At 66.8% G+C, this 17,355-nt stretch carries 16 protein-coding genes; 7 read left to right on the plus strand and 9 right to left on the minus strand.

Annotated features, from left to right (window positions below; translation table 11 throughout):
• Positions 1–9: 9 nt before the first annotated feature.
• Positions 10–789, minus strand: a complete 780-nt coding sequence (locus tag P3L18_RS06920) for a lysophospholipid acyltransferase family protein (RefSeq protein WP_079928461.1) — start codon at positions 787–789, stop codon at positions 10–12.
• 231 nt (positions 790–1,020) lie between these two features.
• Here P3L18_RS06920 and P3L18_RS06925 point away from each other — a divergent pair, with 231 nt between their 5' ends.
• A complete protein-coding gene (locus P3L18_RS06925; protein ID WP_006369219.1) occupies positions 1,021–1,755 on the plus strand; it encodes a YoaK family protein in 735 nt (244 codons plus the stop codon).
• A 118-nt stretch (positions 1,756–1,873) separates the two neighbouring features.
• Positions 1,874–3,469, plus strand: a complete 1,596-nt coding sequence (locus P3L18_RS06930; RefSeq protein ID WP_079928460.1) for a Rieske 2Fe-2S domain-containing protein — start codon at positions 1,874–1,876, stop codon at positions 3,467–3,469.
• 617 nt (positions 3,470–4,086) lie between these two features.
• Here P3L18_RS06930 and P3L18_RS06935 read toward each other — a convergent pair.
• Entirely contained in the window at positions 4,087–5,376 is a 1,290-nt protein-coding gene (locus P3L18_RS06935) for an HNH endonuclease signature motif containing protein (protein WP_276113700.1), read from the minus strand.
• A 522-nt stretch (positions 5,377–5,898) separates the two neighbouring features.
• Positions 5,899–6,474 carry a hypothetical protein gene (locus tag P3L18_RS06940; RefSeq protein ID WP_276113701.1) on the minus strand — a complete coding sequence of 192 codons (576 nt, stop codon included), beginning with the start codon at positions 6,472–6,474 and terminating at the stop codon, positions 5,899–5,901.
• A 122-nt stretch (positions 6,475–6,596) separates the two neighbouring features.
• Between P3L18_RS06940 and P3L18_RS06945 the strand changes: the two genes are divergently transcribed.
• Both P3L18_RS06945 and P3L18_RS06950 read left to right on the plus strand, forming a co-directional pair.
• A complete protein-coding gene (locus P3L18_RS06945) occupies positions 6,597–7,823 on the plus strand; it encodes a histidine kinase (RefSeq protein WP_276113702.1) in 1,227 nt (408 codons plus the stop codon).
• Positions 7,820–8,467: a response regulator transcription factor gene (locus P3L18_RS06950; protein WP_276113703.1), complete on the plus strand. Its 648-nt coding sequence runs from the start codon at positions 7,820–7,822 to the stop codon at positions 8,465–8,467. Before P3L18_RS06945 ends, P3L18_RS06950 begins: the two co-directional genes overlap by 4 nt.
• Before the next feature lie 41 nt (positions 8,468–8,508).
• Here the strand turns inward: P3L18_RS06950 and P3L18_RS06955 are convergent, their stop codons facing one another.
• A complete protein-coding gene (locus P3L18_RS06955; protein WP_079928456.1) occupies positions 8,509–9,447 on the minus strand; it encodes an NADP-dependent oxidoreductase in 939 nt (312 codons plus the stop codon).
• A 176-nt stretch (positions 9,448–9,623) separates the two neighbouring features.
• On the opposite strand from P3L18_RS06955, the gene P3L18_RS06960 reads away from it, so the two are divergent.
• Complete coding sequence (locus P3L18_RS06960) at positions 9,624–10,559, plus strand: AraC family transcriptional regulator (protein WP_216354218.1); 936 nt, start codon at positions 9,624–9,626, stop codon at positions 10,557–10,559.
• A 41-nt stretch (positions 10,560–10,600) separates the two neighbouring features.
• On the opposite strand, the gene P3L18_RS06965 is transcribed toward P3L18_RS06960, so the two are convergent.
• From P3L18_RS06965 to P3L18_RS06985, 5 genes are all read right to left on the minus strand, one after another.
• Positions 10,601–11,800 carry a lipase family protein gene (locus P3L18_RS06965; protein WP_079928454.1) on the minus strand — a complete coding sequence of 400 codons (1,200 nt, stop codon included), beginning with the start codon at positions 11,798–11,800 and terminating at the stop codon, positions 10,601–10,603.
• 85 nt (positions 11,801–11,885) lie between these two features.
• Positions 11,886–12,746 (minus strand): DMT family transporter, encoded by an 861-nt coding sequence (locus tag P3L18_RS06970; protein ID WP_276113704.1) that lies wholly within the window; start codon positions 12,744–12,746, stop codon positions 11,886–11,888.
• 3 nt (positions 12,747–12,749) lie between these two features.
• Positions 12,750–13,775: a DMT family transporter gene (locus tag P3L18_RS06975; RefSeq protein WP_014358464.1), complete on the minus strand. Its 1,026-nt coding sequence runs from the start codon at positions 13,773–13,775 to the stop codon at positions 12,750–12,752.
• Positions 13,776–13,874: 99 nt separating this feature from the next.
• Positions 13,875–15,131 carry a serine--tRNA ligase gene (gene serS, locus P3L18_RS06980; RefSeq protein WP_014358463.1) on the minus strand — a complete coding sequence of 419 codons (1,257 nt, stop codon included), beginning with the start codon at positions 15,129–15,131 and terminating at the stop codon, positions 13,875–13,877.
• Positions 15,132–15,196: 65 nt separating this feature from the next.
• On the minus strand, positions 15,197–15,595 hold the full coding sequence (locus tag P3L18_RS06985; protein WP_276113705.1) for an ankyrin repeat domain-containing protein: 399 nt from the start codon (positions 15,593–15,595) through the stop codon (positions 15,197–15,199).
• Positions 15,596–15,668: 73 nt separating this feature from the next.
• Between P3L18_RS06985 and P3L18_RS06990 the strand changes: the two genes are divergently transcribed.
• Together P3L18_RS06990 and P3L18_RS06995 are read left to right on the plus strand one after the other, a co-directional pair.
• Positions 15,669–16,985: a septum formation family protein gene (locus P3L18_RS06990; RefSeq protein ID WP_079928451.1), complete on the plus strand. Its 1,317-nt coding sequence runs from the start codon at positions 15,669–15,671 to the stop codon at positions 16,983–16,985.
• Between the two features lie 6 nt (positions 16,986–16,991).
• Complete coding sequence (locus P3L18_RS06995; RefSeq protein WP_079928450.1) at positions 16,992–17,342, plus strand: metallopeptidase family protein; 351 nt, start codon at positions 16,992–16,994, stop codon at positions 17,340–17,342.
• Positions 17,343–17,355: the final 13 nt, after the last annotated feature.

Raw genomic sequence — 17,355 nt, forward strand, 5'->3', positions numbered from 1 at the left:
GCGGGGCCACTACTCGCCCCGCTGCTCCCCACCCTGCTGGTCGCGCTCGGCCCGCCGCGCAGCCTTGGCCGCCTGCTCCTGCGCATCCATCCGGTTGGCCTCCTCGAGCGTAGGCGCCGACCCGCCGAGCCGGGCGGGCACCCAGAACTCACCCTTCGGGTGCTCGCCGTAGGCATCCTGCAGTTCCAGCAACTTCTCGCCCATCACCTTGTGCAACTGCGCGGTGATCGCCTCGGCGTCGCCGACGGGCTCGATCGGTTCGGCCACGCCGATCGCGATCTTGTAGCCGGTCCGGCCCAGGCGTTTGGGATGACCCTTGGTCCACACCCGCTGGGCACCCCAGATGACGGTCGGGATGATCGGGGCGTCGGCCTCGAGGGCCATGCGCGCGGCCCCGGACTTGAACTCCTTGAGCTCGAAGCTGCGACTGATCGTCGCCTCCGGGTACACACCGACGAGTTCGCCGCTCTTGAGATAGCTGACCGCGTCGTGATAACTCTGCGCCCCGTTGGCCCGGTCGACGGGAATGTGCTTGAGCGCCCGCATGATCGGGCCCGAATACCGGTTGTCGAAGACCTCTTTCTTGGCCATGAACCGCACATACCGCTTACCCTGGAGATACGCGGGGATGCCGGCGTAGGTGAAGTCCAGGTAGCCGGTGTGATTGATCGCGACCACGCCCGGACCCGACTTGGGCACGTTCTCGACACCGGAGATGCTGAACTTCAGACCTTCGGCCAGCCACAACAACCGCGCCGTGGTGATCACGGTGGAGTACACGGGTTCCATGGGTCGAGCTTAGTGGTCGCGCCGACGCCGCGGTCACACCAGGCAACTCGCCGCCGTGGCACGACGCGGTGACCGAACTCATGGCCATCTCGCGCATCCGCGGGCCCGGCCGAACCGAAGTCCATGCGAGAAGGCACGTCCACCTGCGCTGTCCCTGCTCTCAGCTCGACGGTGTTCACAGCACGACGACACCCCCGCCCGACGCACGCCCAGCCTGCCCCGGAGAGGTTCATGCCCACCACCGAACTGCAATCGACCGTCGCGACCACCCGCGCGGTACTCGGCCCCTTCTACGACTTCCGCGAAATGATCCTGGCCGCAGTGCTCGCCGCACTCGCCGGCGCCACCGGCGCAGCGGCCTGGCTCTATTCGGCCGGTTGGTACGTGACGTTCATGACCGGCAACACCGAGCGAATGGTTCTCGAGCACTATCGCGGCGCCCACCAACTGGGATTCACCGCATTGGCCACCGTCGTCGCCTTCTGCTGCGGCGTCGTGGTCGCAACCCTCGCTCGAATCGGCTTGTGGCGCAAGGCACGTCATGGAGCAACTGTGTTGACCGCCGCCTCCACGACGACCGCTTACGTGTGGGATTCGGCGATCAACACCACCGACCAGGACTACGGAGCGGGCCCGGTGCTGTGTCTGGCCTTCGGCCTCGGCGCTCTCAACACCTCCATCAGCCGCAAGGGCGAGGTGGTGATGCCGCTGTCGTACGTCACCGGGACCCTGGTGAAGATCGGCCAAGGCGCCGGCCTGCACCTCGCGGGCGTCAAACGATGGGGCTGGGTGGCCCACGCCACCACCTACGCGGGCTTCCTGGCCGGTGCCGCGATCGGCGGGGCGCTGTTCACGGTGTTCGGGGAGAACAATTCGCTGGCCACGCTCGCGGTGGTGACCGCGATCATCGCGGTCGTGACATGGCGGTTGGACCACCCGAAGTTCCTGGTACGCGACGGCCACTGAGCCACCGGAGACCCAACCAGGTACCGAGGGCCCACGACGGGTTCGGCGCGGGTCGATAGATTGGATGGGCAACGCGTCACCGCGCGCAGCCCCGCGCACCCCCTCCGAAAGGCCAAACGTGCAGATCACCAGCATCGGTCACGCCGGATTCCACATCCAGACCACCGCCGGGTCGATCCTTTGCGATCCGTGGACCAATCCCGCCTACTTCGCGTCCTGGGTGCCCTTCCCCGACAACTCGGAGCTGGATTGGAAGAGTCTCGGGCAATGCGACTACCTCTACGTCTCGCATCTGCATCGCGACCATTTCGATGAGCAGAACCTGCGCGACAACGTCAGCAAGGACGCGACGGTCCTGCTGCCCGACTACCCGGTCCCCGACCTCAAGCGTGAGCTGGAGAAGCTCGGCTTCACCAAGTTCGTCGAGACCACCGACTCGCAGAAGATCACCGTCGACGGCCCGAAGGGCTCGCTCGACGTGATGATCATCGCGCTGCGTGCACCGGCCGACGGGCCCATCGGCGACTCGGGACTGATCGTCTCCGACGGCGAGACGACGGTGTTCAACATGAACGACGCCCGGCCCATCGATCTCGACGTCATCGGTGAGCAGTTCGGGCACGTCGACGTGCACCTGCTGCAGTATTCCGGGGCGATCTGGTATCCGATGGTCTACGACATCCCGCGCCGGTCCAAGGCCAATTTCGCCGCGCAGAAACGCCAGCGTGGCATGGATCGTGCCCGCTCCTACATCGAGCAGGTCGGTGCGACCTGGGTGGTGCCCTCGGCCGGTCCGCCGATGTTCCTCGACGACGACCTGTTCTCGCTCAACGATTTCGGGTCGGGGATCGAGGGTGCCGACAACCCGCGCCCAGGCGACGTGACATCGATCTTCCCGGATCAGGAGACGTTCCTGGAACAGATGCGCATCCACGGCACCGACGACGGGGAGAAGCACCGCGGGCTGATGATGGTCTCCGGGTCGGTCGCCGATTTCACCGGGTCGACACTCAACGAGATCAGCCATCCCTATGCGCCGCATGAGGTTTTCGGCGAGAACAAGCAGGCCTATCTCGAGCGGATGAAGGAGAAGTTCGCCCCGGTCATCGCCGCGGAGAAGGCCACCTGGGCCCCTGCCGAAGGCGACCCGCTGCTCCCCGAACTCAAGGAGCTGTTCGAACCGATCATGGCCGCCTCAGATCTGATCTGCGACGGCATCGGCTATCCGGTCGGCCTCGTGATGGGCGAGGAGACCGTCGTCCTGGACTTTCCCAACCGCATCGTGCGGGAACCCAAGGAGGGAGAGGGCAAGTACCGCTACGGTTTCCGGATCACCCCGGAGATCGTACGAACCGTGCTGCGCGACGACGAACCGGACTGGGTCAACACGATCTTCCTCTCCACGCGGTTCACCACGTGGCGCATCGGCGGCTACAACGAATTCCTCTACACGTTCTTCAAGTGCCTCACCGACGAGCGGATCGCCTACGCCGACGGCTGGTTCTCCGAGGCGCATGACGACTCGGCGTCGATCACCAAGGACGGCTGGGAGATCCAGCGTCGGTGCCCACACCTCAAGGCCGACCTGAGTAAGTTCGGCGTGATCGAGGGTGAGAAGCTGACGTGCAATCTCCATGGCTGGCAATGGGATCTGCCGACCGGCCGCTGCCTGACATCGAAGGGCCACGAGTTGCGGGCCAGTCGACTGGAGTAGCGGCGCCACTCGGTGACGACCGCCCTACCCCCGTTGGATGGACGGGCCCTTCCCGCCCGATGGTTGCGTGCTCGGCCCTCCCCACCCGGTGGTCGAGGTGCACGGCGCCCCAGGCGCTGGGCCTCGAGACCCCTTGTGCCGCGGGGTATCCGGATGACGGTGGTCTGGTTCCAGCGCTGGCGCTGGTGGTCTTGAGGCTCTCCGCACGCGGCTCGGCACCTCGACCATCGGGGGAAACCGTCCACCCGGTGGTCGAGGCCTTCCCGCGCGGGAAGGCTCCCGCCCGTCCCACCCCGGTGGTCGAGGTGCCGAGGAGCGCCAGCGACGAGCCTCGAGACCTCCTGTGCTGACAGGCTTCCGGTCCACGGTGGTTCGAATCCAGCGCTGGCGCTGGTGATCTTGAGGCTCTCCGCACGCGGCTCGCACCTCGGCCATCGGAGGAACCGACCCATCCCGATGGTCGAGGTGCCGAGGAGCGCTAGCGACGAGCCTCGAGACCCCTTGTGCCGAAAGGAGTCCGGTCCACTGGCGGCACCACACCTCGTCCATCGGGTGGGGTTTGTCTCTATGGAGTTTTCAAAGATCGGATGCGGCCCCGGCCAGGCCGGGTGCGGGAATCAGGCTGCTGCGTCGTCGAGTCGCATGGTTCTGCGGTGGTAGGACGGTACGGGTTGTCGTTTCGGGTCGATGCTGGCGGGTGGGATGAGCCAGGGGTGTCGGTCGAATCCGATGATGATGTCCCATCCGTGGTGGTGGACGTCGTCGTGGCAGCTGGTGCAGAGTAGGCAGCCGTTGTCGAGGTCGGTGGGCCCACCATCGGCCCAATGCTCGAGATGGTGTCCTTGGCAGCGTCCGGCGTGGGCACCGCATTTGATGCACCCGCGATCACGCACGAGTAGGGCTTTGCGTTGCCCGGGGGTGAAGAAGCGTTTCGCCTCCCCGACACTGAGCGGTACCCCGTTGGGGTCGAGCATGATTTTGGTGATGGTGGTGTCACACGACAACAGTTTGGCGGTGGCTTCGGTGATCGGACCCATGTTCTGCAGGTCCCCGCCGAGTGCCGGGTTGTCCGCTGACCAGGTCCACAGCAGGCCGTTGGTGGGTTTGGCCGAGAACGTGGTGTCCGCTAGTCCTTGTGCCGCCAACTCCACGATCGTTTCGAATGCGGCCGCACAGATCTGTTCGGGTGTCCGAGGATCCGGGGATCCGTCGGGTTGAGGTTTGGGCGCCGACAAGGTTTCCATCAAAGTACGGGTTTTCTCCCCGGCGATGATGTCGAGGTTCGCCGAGATCTCCAACCGTCCGTCGTCGGTGATGTGGTCGGTGTAGGAGTTGATCGTCTTGTCCTCGGCGGCCGGTAACCCGCCCGGTGTCTCGGCCGCCAACTCGTTCCCCAACTGTCGCGCGTAGGTGTTGATCTCGGCGGGGGTGAAGCCGGCGAAGTAGTGCGACAGCAGTTTCCGCAGGAATTCACACCGTTGCACGGTGTCGAGGGATTCTGGGGAGCGGGTGTCGATGTGCGCCAACCCGCGGACGATGGCGTCGGTGTGTTCGGACGAGATGGACCCATCCGCCGCGTGCGCGAGCAGCAGATCCACATCGGTGGTGGCGGCGACCCGTACGTACCGACCTGCGACGGCTGGTGCGAAACCCGTGCTGATCAACAACTCCCGAAGCCGGGTGGTCTTGTGATCGGCCACGCCCAGCCGGTCCATCTCACCGGTGAGGGTGGTGGCGTGATGATCAACCAGGTTCCGCAACAACAGGACTTGCTTCATCGCGCCGAAGGCTTGGGGGCCGGTCAACTGCGGGTTCCACTGCAGGCCGCTGAGTTGGGTGGCGATGGTGGCGAAGACTGCTTCGGCGTCAACGGATTCGGTGTCAAGAATGGCATTGGATTCGATCATGGCCCCTCCCCGGTGGCTGATCGGTGTGATGGGTTCAGTATACCTCGCCAGGGTGTTTGATGCAAGGGATGTTTTGGTCAATTCTGTTTGTGGACAACGTGTTTCGGCGCTGATTTTCTGTCGGTGGGGTGTGGTAGGGGGCGTGCGTTTCGTTTGTCTTGCTTTGGATGTGGTTGGGGGGCTTGTTGTCTCGCCAGGTCTCGAGGCTCGCCGCACGCGGCTCGCACCTCGACCATCGAAGGAAAGGTCTCGGCCATTGGATAGGGGGTGCTCGACTGTCGGGGAGGGCGCCTGGACTGTCAGGAGTAATGCGTCCGCGGCTCCACTGTGCAGACGCGGCTGATGCAGCGGGAGCGTTTGTAAACCCGGCTCGCGTTCAGGTCGTGTGACGGTGGATGTGGTTGGGAGGCTTGTTGTCTCACCGGGTCTCGAGGCTCGCCCCACGCGGCTCGCACCTCGACCATCGGGGGAAAGGTCTCCGCCATCGGATGGGAGGTGTTCGAGTATCCCTTATCCCCGACCTCACCTCTTCACCCCATCCCGGTCGTCGGCCGTCGAGAACAGTTGCCACACCGGGCCGGTCACCAACCAGATGACGGTGACCACCCCGAGCATCCCGAATGTCCCACGGAGGTCGGTGGCTTGCTGATCGTTGGCCACGGTGACCGACAGGAGTAGCACCGCGCCCGCGGCGATCGCTGCCGCGATCAGCCACAGCCCGAACAGCACCAGTTCGTGGCGCATCGCGGCAGCGCCACCGCGAGGTGGTCGGGCCGGCGCCGGTGCACCGGCAAACCAGTGAGCGAAACGTGCGTCCGCCCAGGTGATGATCGAATGGCCGAAGGCCACGGTGACACCGAGGTAGATCCCGGCCAGCCGGTGCACCGTCGTCACCTCGGTGCCATGCGAAAGATCAACGGCCACAGCGGCGAGCAAGAACAGGTCCACCAACGGCACCAGCGCCAACACCACCGTCGACGCCCGGCGCCTGCGCAGGATGTAGCGAATCGACATCCCCGCGCACACCAGCACCCAGAACCCGATCTCGCACCCGACGATGACCCACAGGACCGGTGACCGCAACACTTCATCTGTCATGTCACCACGGTGGCGCGCATACCAACCCGACCGCATCGGCCATCCCATCGAGCACTCCTGGGTCGGGAGAAGTCATCCTTTCGTCGGATGACCGGAATGTCGGCTCGTGCGACGATGGGTGCATGTGGCGACTTCCGGTGTCCCGCGCGCTGCTCAACGACGTCGGCCTCACGCTGCTGTTCCTGGCCCTGGGCGTCAGCCTGTACGCGACCGGCCTCGGGGTGCTCGACGAGAACGCGAGCCCGCTACCCACGTGGTTATGCCTTGTCTCCCTGGGTTTCGCGTCGTGCTCTCAGCTGTTCCGTTCGCGGCATCCGGCCGTCGCGCTGACCGGGGTCAGTGCAGCACTGGCACTCGATTCACTGACCGTCCCGTCCATCGGGGTGTGGTTGGTGTTCTCCGACATCGTCTACTCCACGTGCGTCTACGGCGGTGCTCGCCTCGTCCGTGTGCTGTACGGGCTGGCCGCCGTCGTGTCGGTCGCGACGTTCTTGCTGGTCTCCGTGGTCGCCCACGATGACTGGCGGTTGCTCTTCGTCTGTGTGCTGTGGTTGCTCGCACTGATCGGCTCGCCGCTCGCGTACGGGCTGGCCGTGCGCGAACACCGCAGCGCGTTGTCCCTGGAACGCGAACACTCGCGGGCGCTGGCCGAACTCGGCGAGCGAGAGCAGATCGAGGCCGTCGCCGACGAACGTCGTCGGCTGGCCCGCGAACTGCACGACGTGATCGCCGGTCGGTTGTCGGCGATTGCGGTGCAATCGGCTGCGGCGCTGCAATATCCGGAGAACACCGCTCTCGCGGGGAAGGCTTTGGCCGCGGTCCGGGCGAGCAGCGTGGAAGCGCTGACCGAGATGCGCGGGCTGATCGACCTGCTGTCCGATGGCAGCGAGCAGAGCACCGACGGCCGACACACCACTGCCGGTCTGCGACGTATCGATCGGCTGACCGAACCGATCGCCGAGTCCGGCACAGACATCACCATGGAGATACCGGCCACGATCACCGCCGCCGACGGCATCGATGCGTTACCGCCGGTCGTCGACATCGCCGCGTTCCGTATCGTCGCCGAAGCACTGACGAACGCCGCCACACATGCACCGGGACAACCGATCCGGGTGCGGATCACCCATGCGGACGACACGCTGGTCCTCGACATCTGTAATCGACTCGCCGCTCACCACGATCACCATCCGACCGGCGATCGTCACACCGGACGCGGCCTGGTCAACATGCGCACTCGCGCCCACGCGGTCGGCGGAAGGCTCTGCGTCGAGCGCGGCACCGACGAATTCCGGGTCACCGCAACACTTCCGACAACCTCCTCCGATGCACCGAGGATTCACCCGTGACGACGATCCTGATCGCCGACGACCACGCTGCCATCAGGGCCGGTCTGCGGATGATGCTCGAGCCGGCCGAGGGGATCGACGTCATCGGGGAGGCCACCGACGGCGACCAGGCGATCACCGGCGCCCGCGACCTGCGCCCCGACGTCGTCCTGATGGACGTCCGGATGCCCGGGACCGACGGCATCCGCGCCACCGAAGTGATTGTCGGCGAGGGAATCTGCCCGGTCGTCGTCCTCACGACGTTCGACCTCGACGAGTATGTCTTCGGCGCGCTGCGGGCCGGGGCGAGAGGATTTCTGCTGAAGACGGCGTCGGCGGAGGTCATCATCGATGCCGTCCGCGCCGTGGTGCGTGGTGACGCGGCATTGTCGCCGGAGATCACCCGCCGCGTTGTCGACGCGGTCCGGACCACGCCCGGCGGCTCACCCACTCCCCCACCACCCACCGCTCTCGACGATCTCACCGCCCGCGAAAGAGATGTGCTGCGTTGCCTCGGTGAGGGTTTGGCCAACGCGGAGATCGCTTCAACCCTGTTCATCACCGAGGCGACGGTGAAGACGCACGTGTCGCGGGTGCTGATGAAGCTCGGCCTGGAATCGCGGGTGCAGGCTGCCATCTTGGTACGCGACTTGGGCGGGGTGTGAGCGTCAGATCCTGGCCTCCGGCGGTCGACGAGCGTGCGCCGTCACGGGATCAGCACGATCTTTCCGTGCGTGTGGCGCTTCGCCAGCTCTCGGTAGGCCTCGCGCACCTGAGTCAATGGGTATGTTGCGGCGACGGGGATCACGAGCTCTCCGGTCGCGATCGACGACGCGAGCCGGCCCAGCGTAGCCGCACTCTGTGCCTGCGCCTGGCCGTCGCTCTTGACGCCGAATTCCTCGACGGCCGCGAAATCGATGATCGTATTGATCCGATCGGGAGCCACACCGAGTTCGATCGCCAATGCGACGTATCCGCCGCCGAAAAGGTCGATGAAGGCGTCGATACCACCGCCTGCTGCGGCCTCGATACGTTCGCGCTGACCAGGGCCGTAGGTCACCGGAATCGCCCCCAGCGAGGCCAGCCAGGCGTGGTTGGCCTCACTCGCGAGGCCTATCACCGTGGCGCCGGTCGCCACCACAAGTTGCACCGCAACGGTTCCCACGCCACCTGCCGCACCGGCAATGACCACCACTTCACCACGAGTCGATGCGACCGCGGCGACTGCAGCGGTCGCGGTGAATCCGACGACGGCCAGACCGCCGGCCACCTCCCATCCGACTTCGGCCGGTTTCACGGCCAGTTGCTCGGCGTCGACGACGACGTATTCGGCATGACTGGCCCGGTCGTCGGTCCACCCGATCACCTCGTCCCCCACAGCCACACCGGTGACTCCGGAACCGACATCGGCGACCACGCCGGCGAAGTCGGTGCCCTCACCGGAGGGAAAGGTCGCGGGCCAACGTTCGTGGAACACACCCTCGCGGATCGCTACCTCACCGGGATTGATCCCTGCGGCGCGCACATTCACCAACACCTGACCGGCGCCCGGGGTCGGCGTCGGCACCTCGGCGACGTAGAGCACGTCCACACCGCCGTAGGTGTCGAATCGCACTGCCTTGGAGAGCTTGTCTGCGTGGGACATGACGCGTCCTCTTTCTGGGGGTCGATGGTTCTGTGGGTCGGTGCGCCATCGACGCCGACACCGCAGTCAGTACACCCCGAGGTGGCTGCCGACCACCATGGCCGAGGCGCTCGTCCCACATGTCCGAACGTCTCATCGTATGGACGCTCAGTGCATGCAACGCTAGATTCGACGGTGTGGACGTCCTCGCCGACCTGCTGTCCCGCGCTCATGCTCGCGGTGCCATGTTCGGGCATTGGCAACTCACCGGCGAGTGGGGCCTGGAGTTCGACGAGGGCTTCAACCCCTTGTCGATACATACCGTGATCGGCGGCGATCTCACCGTCGAACGCGACGGGAAGCCGCCGGAGCGGGTACGCCAGGGCGATCTGATCGTCATCCGGGGTGGTCGTACGCGGTTCGTCTCCACCCCTGGCGCGCCGGCGATGAGCCTGACACGGGCACAGGCGGCAGGACCTGTGCCCGGCACCTCCCGAACATTTGCCCTGGGACCGGGCAGCCACGGGCCATGCACCGAAATACTCTGTGGTGCTTATCGATTCGAAGGTGGATTGTGTACGACACTACTCACGTCACTGCCGGACCTCGCGGTGGTGTCGAGCGCGGGTGATCGTCGACTGGGTGCACTGATCACATTGCTCGCCGACGAGATCCGCGCTACTGAACCCGGCCAACAGACGGTTCTCGACCGGCTCATCGACCTCCTCCTCGTCGCAACGCTTCGGGCGCTGTGGACGCGGGGCGATACGTCTGCACCGCAGTGGTATTCCGCGTTGGCCGACCCGGTCGCCGGGGCCGCATTGCGGGCGATGCACGCCGACCCGGCGCGTGCGTGGACAGTCGCCGACCTCGCCGCGGAAGCGAAGCTCAGTCGCGCGGCATTCGCCCGCCGCTTCACCACGGTCACCGGCGTACCGCCGCTGTCTTACCTCACCACCTGGCGGATGACACTCGCCAAGGAGGCCCTCGCCTCGTCTCCCACATCATTGGCCGCGATCGCCGGACAGGTCGGCTATGCCGACGAATTCTCTTTCGCCACAGCGTTCAAACGCGAGGTGGGCGAAGCACCGGGCCGATTCCGTGCCCGGGTCGACGCCGCCGACCGAGCGTGACCACTGCCCCGCTGCCCGGCGCAGTGCATCGCGGTACCGCCTCAGCACCCACCCGCCGGCCGCCCGGCGAACCGGCCCTGCAAGAAGGTCCACGCGTCGGCGGTGAACGGCCCGAAGGCACGGAGGTGATCGTCACCTCGGTAGACGTGCACCGCCGTGGAAAGCCCACGGCTGCAATAGCTTCTCGCAAGTCCGACGACGTCGCCGACCAGCATCACCCCGTCCCCACGGCCGTCGGCGTCGCCGATCCCGAGCATCATCGGCGTGCGCGGAGTCCCGACCGATCCCATGACGTTGGCGGCGATGGCCGCCGGAATACCGGGGACGTCGAGCAGGGACGGGTATTGCGGCTTGAGCAGCGACGCATCGGTCAAGCCCGGATACTTACCGAGGAAGTCGTTGATGCACTCCCCGCGAATCTCATCGAGAACCTGTGTTCCCTTGGGAGACAGGTACTGTCCGATGCCGATGTCGTAGGTGCGGTCATAGACGTCCATCAGCGCCGGGATGACCGCCGACCACCGCGGCGTGCCGTTGACGTAGGGCAGGTTGTGCGCCGGGTTGACGAGCACCCCGCCGGCGGCGGCACCGACCAGATTCAGCTCGGGGGCGTAGGCCGGGGCGAGTTCGGCGCCGAAGCCGGTGGGGATGGAGCCGCCGGAATAGCCGAATAGACCGACCGGCGTGGACGCCGGGACACCCAGATGACGCTCGGCGGCGCGGATGCTGTCGAGCGCCGCATACGCCGATTCCCGGCCGATCGTCCACCGCAGTTGCGGCCCTTCATAATCCGGCACCACGACGGTGTATCCCGCGGCGACCATCGTGGTGATCATCGCGAGATCGATGGGCGCCGCTTGTGACGATCCGCCCCGGAGCGTGTACGACGGATCGCATTGACTGCCGAGCGCATCGTAGAACTCGTGATAGGACACGATCTTTCGCGCCGACCCGGGCGCAGCACCAGGCGGGGAGATGATGGTGGTCACCGTCGACGACGGTCTGCCGAACGTGTCGGTCGTCCGATACAACAGCTGGGTCGCCTGCGCCGGCAGGCCCGTTCCGGCGTAGCCGAGGGTAACCTCACGCTGGCGCAGGATGGCGCCCGGCCGTGCCGACGAGAGCCCGGCAGGCGGTGTGTAGAACGGGTCGGCACTCGGCGGGGCCGGCGGCGCAGCGTGGGCCGGCCCGGCCGACAGTCCCCCCGTCACCAATGCGCACAGTGCGAGGAACACGATCACTACGAGAGCGCGGCGCCGCGCACGTCCGGGGGTCGACATGCCAGTCATTGTGTCGTGCGGGCGCCGACTGCGTGCAGTGAACGCCTCAGCCCGCCGCCTCCACATTCGCCACCGCCGACGACATGGCGACGATGATGGCGCCGGCGATCGCCACCAAGAACGCGACGCCGGCCACCACCGCCCAGCCGTGCCGGACGGTGTCGCCGAGCAACACGATGCCCGCCACACCGGGCACCACGGTCTCCCCGACCACCAACGACGCCGCGGCGGCGCTCACCGACCCGGTCTGCAGAGCGATGGTGAACAAATAGAACCCGCCCACCCCGCACACCACAACCGCGTAGGCGGCCGGATCGGTCAACAACCGGCCGAGGTCGAACGGGGAGACGCCGTCGACGACGCGCACGGCGATCGCGAGAACCCCGAACAGCACGCCACCGAGCAGTCCGGCCCCGACGGCGACACGCGCACCGGAGAACCGCATCACCACCAGACCGAATCCGATCAGCACGGCACCGGCGATCAGCACACCCCAGTGCAGGGATCGTCCGGCGTCGTCGTGGCCCTCCTCGCCGGCCGCGATACCGAGAACGGTGAGCGCGGCGATCACCAGCACGATTCCCATCCAGTCACGCACCGACAACCGCGCGTGCAACACCACCATCGCCAACAATGCGGTGACCACCAGGTTCGCCGCGATGATCGGTTGCGCGACGAACAATGGCATGGTGCGCGCCGCAACCATGTTCCCGATGAATCCGAGAGCGTCGAGAACGAAGCCGATCAGGAAGGAGACGGTGATCATCGCCGCGAATGTCGAGGCTGCGCTCGGCACCTCGTCTTGCTGTGCACCGTCGTCGACCTCGGCGGCGCCACGGGCCTGTAGTACCGACGCGGTGCCGTAGGCCAAGGCGGCGAGGACGGCGGCGACGAACCCGACGATCACGCCTCAGTCCTTGCCGGTGCCGTGGTCGGAGCCCGATTCCAATGCCGTACGCGGCGTCGCGGATTCGAGCGGACGCGGGCGATGCTCGTGGTGGTAGGCCGCCGCCTCCGCGTGCTCGACGGCCTGCACCGCGCTCGACGACGACACGATGACACCGCCGATGACCGCGGCGATGAAGGCGATGGTGGTGGGGATCTCCCAGCCATTGGTGATGGTGTCGCCGAGCAGCAGGATGCCGATCGCACCCGGGATCACCGTCTCGCCGACGACGAGCGCGGCGGCGGCACCGTTGACCGATCCGGTTTGCAGCGCAACGGTGAACAGATAGAAGCCGAGGATGCCACTGAAGGCGAGTCCGTAGAGCGCCGGGTCGGTGAGCAGATGCGACGCAGAGAACGGCGAGAGGCCGTGCAAGACACGCGAAGCCACCGCCATGACGCCGAACATCGCACCGGCGACGAGCCCGGTGGCCGAGGCGATGTGCTTGTGCAGCACACGCATCAGCACCAGTCCGAGGCCGAACAGCAGGAACGTCGCGACCAGCGTCGCCCAGTGCATCCATTGCTCGTTGCGCGTTCCCTCGGGTCCGGCGCCGACGGCGAGCAGGACGAGCGCGGCGATGACGACCGTGCCCGCGATCCAGTCGCGCGTCCGCAACGACACGTGCAGGATCACCATGGCGAGCACCGCGGTGACCACCAGCCGCGCGGCGATGATCGACTGCGAGAGGAACAACGGAATGAGGCGCGCGGAGAGAATCGTTGCGCCGAACCCGATCACGTCGAAGAAAAGGCCCAGCAGAAACGGCCACTTGATCATGGTGCGGGCCGTGGATCGCAGACTCGGGTGCGCCCGCTTGGCGGCCTTGGTCGTCGTCGCGGTCGCCGTGCCACCGGCATTCGCCGGGGCGGCGGCGCGCTGTTCGGCGGCCTCTCGTCGTGCGGTCCATTCGGCGGCCATCGACTGCAGGACCGCGGCCAACGCGAACGCCACCGAGCCGATGACCGCGGCGATGACACCGGGCATCATCGCGCACTCACCGCCATCTCTCGCCCTGCCGTTTTCACGCGACTGTCATCTCTGCGCGACCGTCATGTCATGCCCATCTGTGCGCTGCCGATCCCGCCATCATGCCGGGGCCAGCACCTCCGTGCCGACAAACCGGGCCAACTCCTCGGGCAGACGTACCGAGCCGTCGGGCTGTTGATGGTTCTCCAGGATTGCGACGAGCCAGCGGGTGGTCGCCAGCGTGCCGTTGAGGGTCGCGGCGGTCTGCGGTTTGCCGGATTCATCGCGGTAACGGATCGAGAGCCGACGGGCCTGGAACGTCGTGCAGTTCGACGTCGAGGTCAGCTCGCGGTAGGTGTTCTGTGTCGGAACCCATGCCTCACAGTCGAACTTGCGGGCTGCCGAGGATCCCAGGTCACCACCGGCGACGTCGATGACGCGGTAGGGCACGTCGATCGCGGCGAGCATCTCCTTCTCCCACGCCAGCAGTTTCTGGTGTTCGGCCTCGGCGTCCTCGGGTTTGCAGTAGATGAAGCCCTCGACCTTGTCGAACTGGTGCACGCGGATGATGCCACGGGTGTCCTTGCCGTAGGAGCCGGCTTCGCGGCGGAAGCACGTCGACCAGCCGGCGTAGCGCTTGGGCCCGTCGGACAGGTCGAGGATCTCGTTCATGTGATAGCCGGCCAACGGCACCTCCGAGGTGCCGACGAGGTACAGGTCGTCGTCCTTGTCGAGGTGATAGACCTCGTCGGCGTGGGCGCCGAGGAATCCGGTGCCACCCATGACCTCCGGGCGCACCAGCACCGGCGGGACCATCAACGTGAAGCCGTTGGCGGTGGCCTTCTGTGCGGCCATGGTGAGCAGACCGAGCTGCAGCAGTGCGCCCTGCCCGGTGAGGAAGTAGAACCGCGACCCCGACACCTTCGCGCCGCGCTCCATGTCGATCAGACCGAGCGACTCGCCGAGTTCGAGGTGGTCCTTCGGGTTCTCGATGGTCGGCGGCTCACCGACGTGCTCGAGCACCACGTAGTCGTCCTCGCCGCCGGCCGGGGCGCCCTCGACGATGTTGGAGATCGCGATGTGTGCCGCCTGCGACCGTTCGTCGGCCTCGTTCTGACGCGCGACTGCGGCCTTGACCTGCTCGGCGAGTTCCTTGCCCTTGGCCAGCAGCGCGGTCTTCTCCTCGCCCGAAGCCTTGCCGACCTGCTTGCCCAACGCCTTCTGTTCCGAACGCAGGGAGTCGGCCTCGACGATCGCCGCACGTCGCGTGGCGTCGGCGTCGAGGAGTTGGTCCACCAGACCCGCGTCTTCGCCACGAGCCTGCTGCGAGGCGCGGACACGGTCGGGATCTTCGCGCACAATCTTGAGGTCGATCACGATGTCAAACCCTACTTGAGCAGGCCGGGCCCGCCCGGATCAGGAGTGCCGCGCTCAGCGCCGGCTCAGCGGTTCCACAGGGCGAGATAATCGTCGCGCCCGAACATGACGGCCGTGTCGTGGGCGGTGGGTGTGCCGGCGTGCGGGTCGGCACCCGCCTCGAGCAGGGTCGTGACGACGTCGTCATGACCCTTGAACACCGCACCGGCCAGCGGGCTCTGACCACGATCGTTGGCGAGGTTCACGTCGGCACCGTGGGCGGCGATCGCGGCGACGGCGTCGGCGTGGCCGTGGTAGGCCGCGAGCATCAGCAGCGAGTCACCGGACTGATTGCGCAGGTCGACGGGCACTCCGGCGTCCAGATAGGCCGCAAGATCGGCGGCCACGCCCCGGCGGGCCAGGTCGAACAGGCGGGTCGCCAGTGCGACGACCTCCGGATCGGTCTCGTCGGGTTCGGGACTCACCCGGCCGAGTGTAGGTACGACGGGGCCGTGGCGCCCTCGGTGATCGCCGAACCACCAGGCATCATGGAGGACGATGAGTGACGAAGCCCACCGCGACGAGGCGGACGAGGACCAGGCGAACGAGACCGTCGACCTGAGCAAGTCCGGCGATCGGGCGGCGAACGAGCAGACCACCCAGTTCGCGCCGATCGCCGACGACACCGCGACCCGACCACAGGCGTGGTCGGCGGCCAGGGCGAGCGACGACGCGGACGCCACCGATTTCGAGGACGACGCTGATCTCGAGCCCGCCGACGAGGACCCCGATGCGCCCCCGGCCGACTCCCGCGGATGGCTGCAGCGCAATGCGGTGCGGGTCGGGCTCGCCGCGATCGTCGTCGGCGCCCTCGTTGCCGCCGGGGTGGCGTTCGCCATGGGCACATTCAACGATCGCGGCAGCGTGGGCGGCACCGACATCGGGCAGAGTGAACGCCTCGCGGAGAACGCCTTCACCCGATCGGTCGCCGGGGACTGCCTGACCTGGCCGGAGAACCGGCCGGGTGATCCGGCGAAGGTCGACTGCGCCACCGAGCACCGGTTCGAGGTGGCCGGCGCCCTGAACACCGCGCTGCTGCCGGGGTCGGAGTTCGGCGACTCCGCGGCGTGGCCCGGGCCCGAGCGATTCGGCCAGATCCGCGACGAACAGTGCCCGGTGATCGTCAACCGCTACCTCAACGGTCGCCTCGACCCCGATGGCCGGTTCTCGGTGGGACTGATGTACCCGTCGGATCAGCAGTGGGCCAAGGGAGCTCGCGAGTTACGCTGCGGTCTGCAGATCACCGGCGCCGACGGCACGCCACAGTTGTTCTCCGGCAAGGTCGGCGAGCAGGACCAGTCCTTCCAGTGGCCGGCAGGCACCTGCATCGGCATCGATGCCGCAACGCGTCGCGTGACGTCGCCGCCGACGGTGGTCAATTGTTCGGAGCCACATGCCTTCCAGACCACCGGCATCGTCGATCTCGCACAGCGTTTCGGTGACGCCACCTCGGGGAAGCCGTGGCCGGGCGAGAAGGCGCAGAATGAGTATCTGACGACGATCTGCCCCGGTCAGGCCGAGCGATTCGTCGGCGGCAAACAGAAACTCGATGCCACCACCCTGAACACCCAGTGGTCGGTGATCAGCGAACCCCGATGGCTGTCGGGAAGCCGAAAGGTCGTGTGCTTCTTGGGACTTCCCGACCGCGGCGGGTTCGCGACCCTCGTCGGCGACGCGCGTGGCACCGTCCTGGTCAACGGCAAGGTCCCGCAGCCGCCCGCGCCGGGCCCGTCCGGGCGCGCCACCCCGACGCCGGTACCGCTACCGCCGGGGGTCACCCCCAACCCGTTCGAGACCGCGGCCCCGGCCGGGTAGGGACCGATGACCGTACACATGCGCGACGAGGAATTCGAAGAACTCGTCGGCGACGCCCTCGACGCGATCCCGTCCGAGCTCACCGACGCGATGAGCAACGTGGTGATCCTGATCGAGCCGCGCAACCCCGATTCCCCGAACATCCTGGGACTGTATTCCGGTGTGGCACTGACCAAACGGACCCACGACTACGGCGGATTCCTGCCCGACACGATCCACATCTACCGGGAGCCGATCCTCGCCATGTGCCACACCCGCGAGCAGGTGGTGCGGGAGGTGGCGATCACCGTGATGCACGAGGTCGGGCACCATTTCGGTATCGACGACGAGTGGCTGCATGCCAACGGGTGGGGCTGAGTGCCCTTCCTGC

This window comes from Gordonia sp. N1V, from assembly GCF_029269935.1.
GTDB classification, from domain to species: domain Bacteria; phylum Actinomycetota; class Actinomycetes; order Mycobacteriales; family Mycobacteriaceae; genus Gordonia; species Gordonia polyisoprenivorans.

Excerpts from the sequence above, each read along its gene's own strand:
- P3L18_RS06975 (WP_014358464.1), bottom strand. The coding sequence starts at position 13,775 with ATGATGCCCGGTGTCATCGCCGCGGTCATCGGCTCGGTGGCGTTCGCG.
- P3L18_RS06995 (WP_079928450.1), top strand. The coding sequence starts at position 16,992 with ATGACCGTACACATGCGCGACGAGGAATTCGAAGAACTCGTCGGCGAC.
- P3L18_RS06935 (WP_276113700.1), bottom strand. The coding sequence starts at position 5,376 with ATGATCGAATCCAATGCCATTCTTGACACCGAATCCGTTGACGCCGAA.
- P3L18_RS06945 (WP_276113702.1), top strand. The coding sequence starts at position 6,597 with ATGTGGCGACTTCCGGTGTCCCGCGCGCTGCTCAACGACGTCGGCCTC.
- P3L18_RS06955 (WP_079928456.1), bottom strand. The coding sequence starts at position 9,447 with ATGTCCCACGCAGACAAGCTCTCCAAGGCAGTGCGATTCGACACCTAC.
- P3L18_RS06990 (WP_079928451.1), top strand. The coding sequence starts at position 15,669 with ATGAGTGACGAAGCCCACCGCGACGAGGCGGACGAGGACCAGGCGAAC.
- P3L18_RS06940 (WP_276113701.1), bottom strand. The coding sequence starts at position 6,474 with ATGACAGATGAAGTGTTGCGGTCACCGGTCCTGTGGGTCATCGTCGGG.
- P3L18_RS06925 (WP_006369219.1), top strand. The coding sequence starts at position 1,021 with ATGCCCACCACCGAACTGCAATCGACCGTCGCGACCACCCGCGCGGTA.
- P3L18_RS06920 (WP_079928461.1), bottom strand. The coding sequence starts at position 789 with ATGGAACCCGTGTACTCCACCGTGATCACCACGGCGCGGTTGTTGTGG.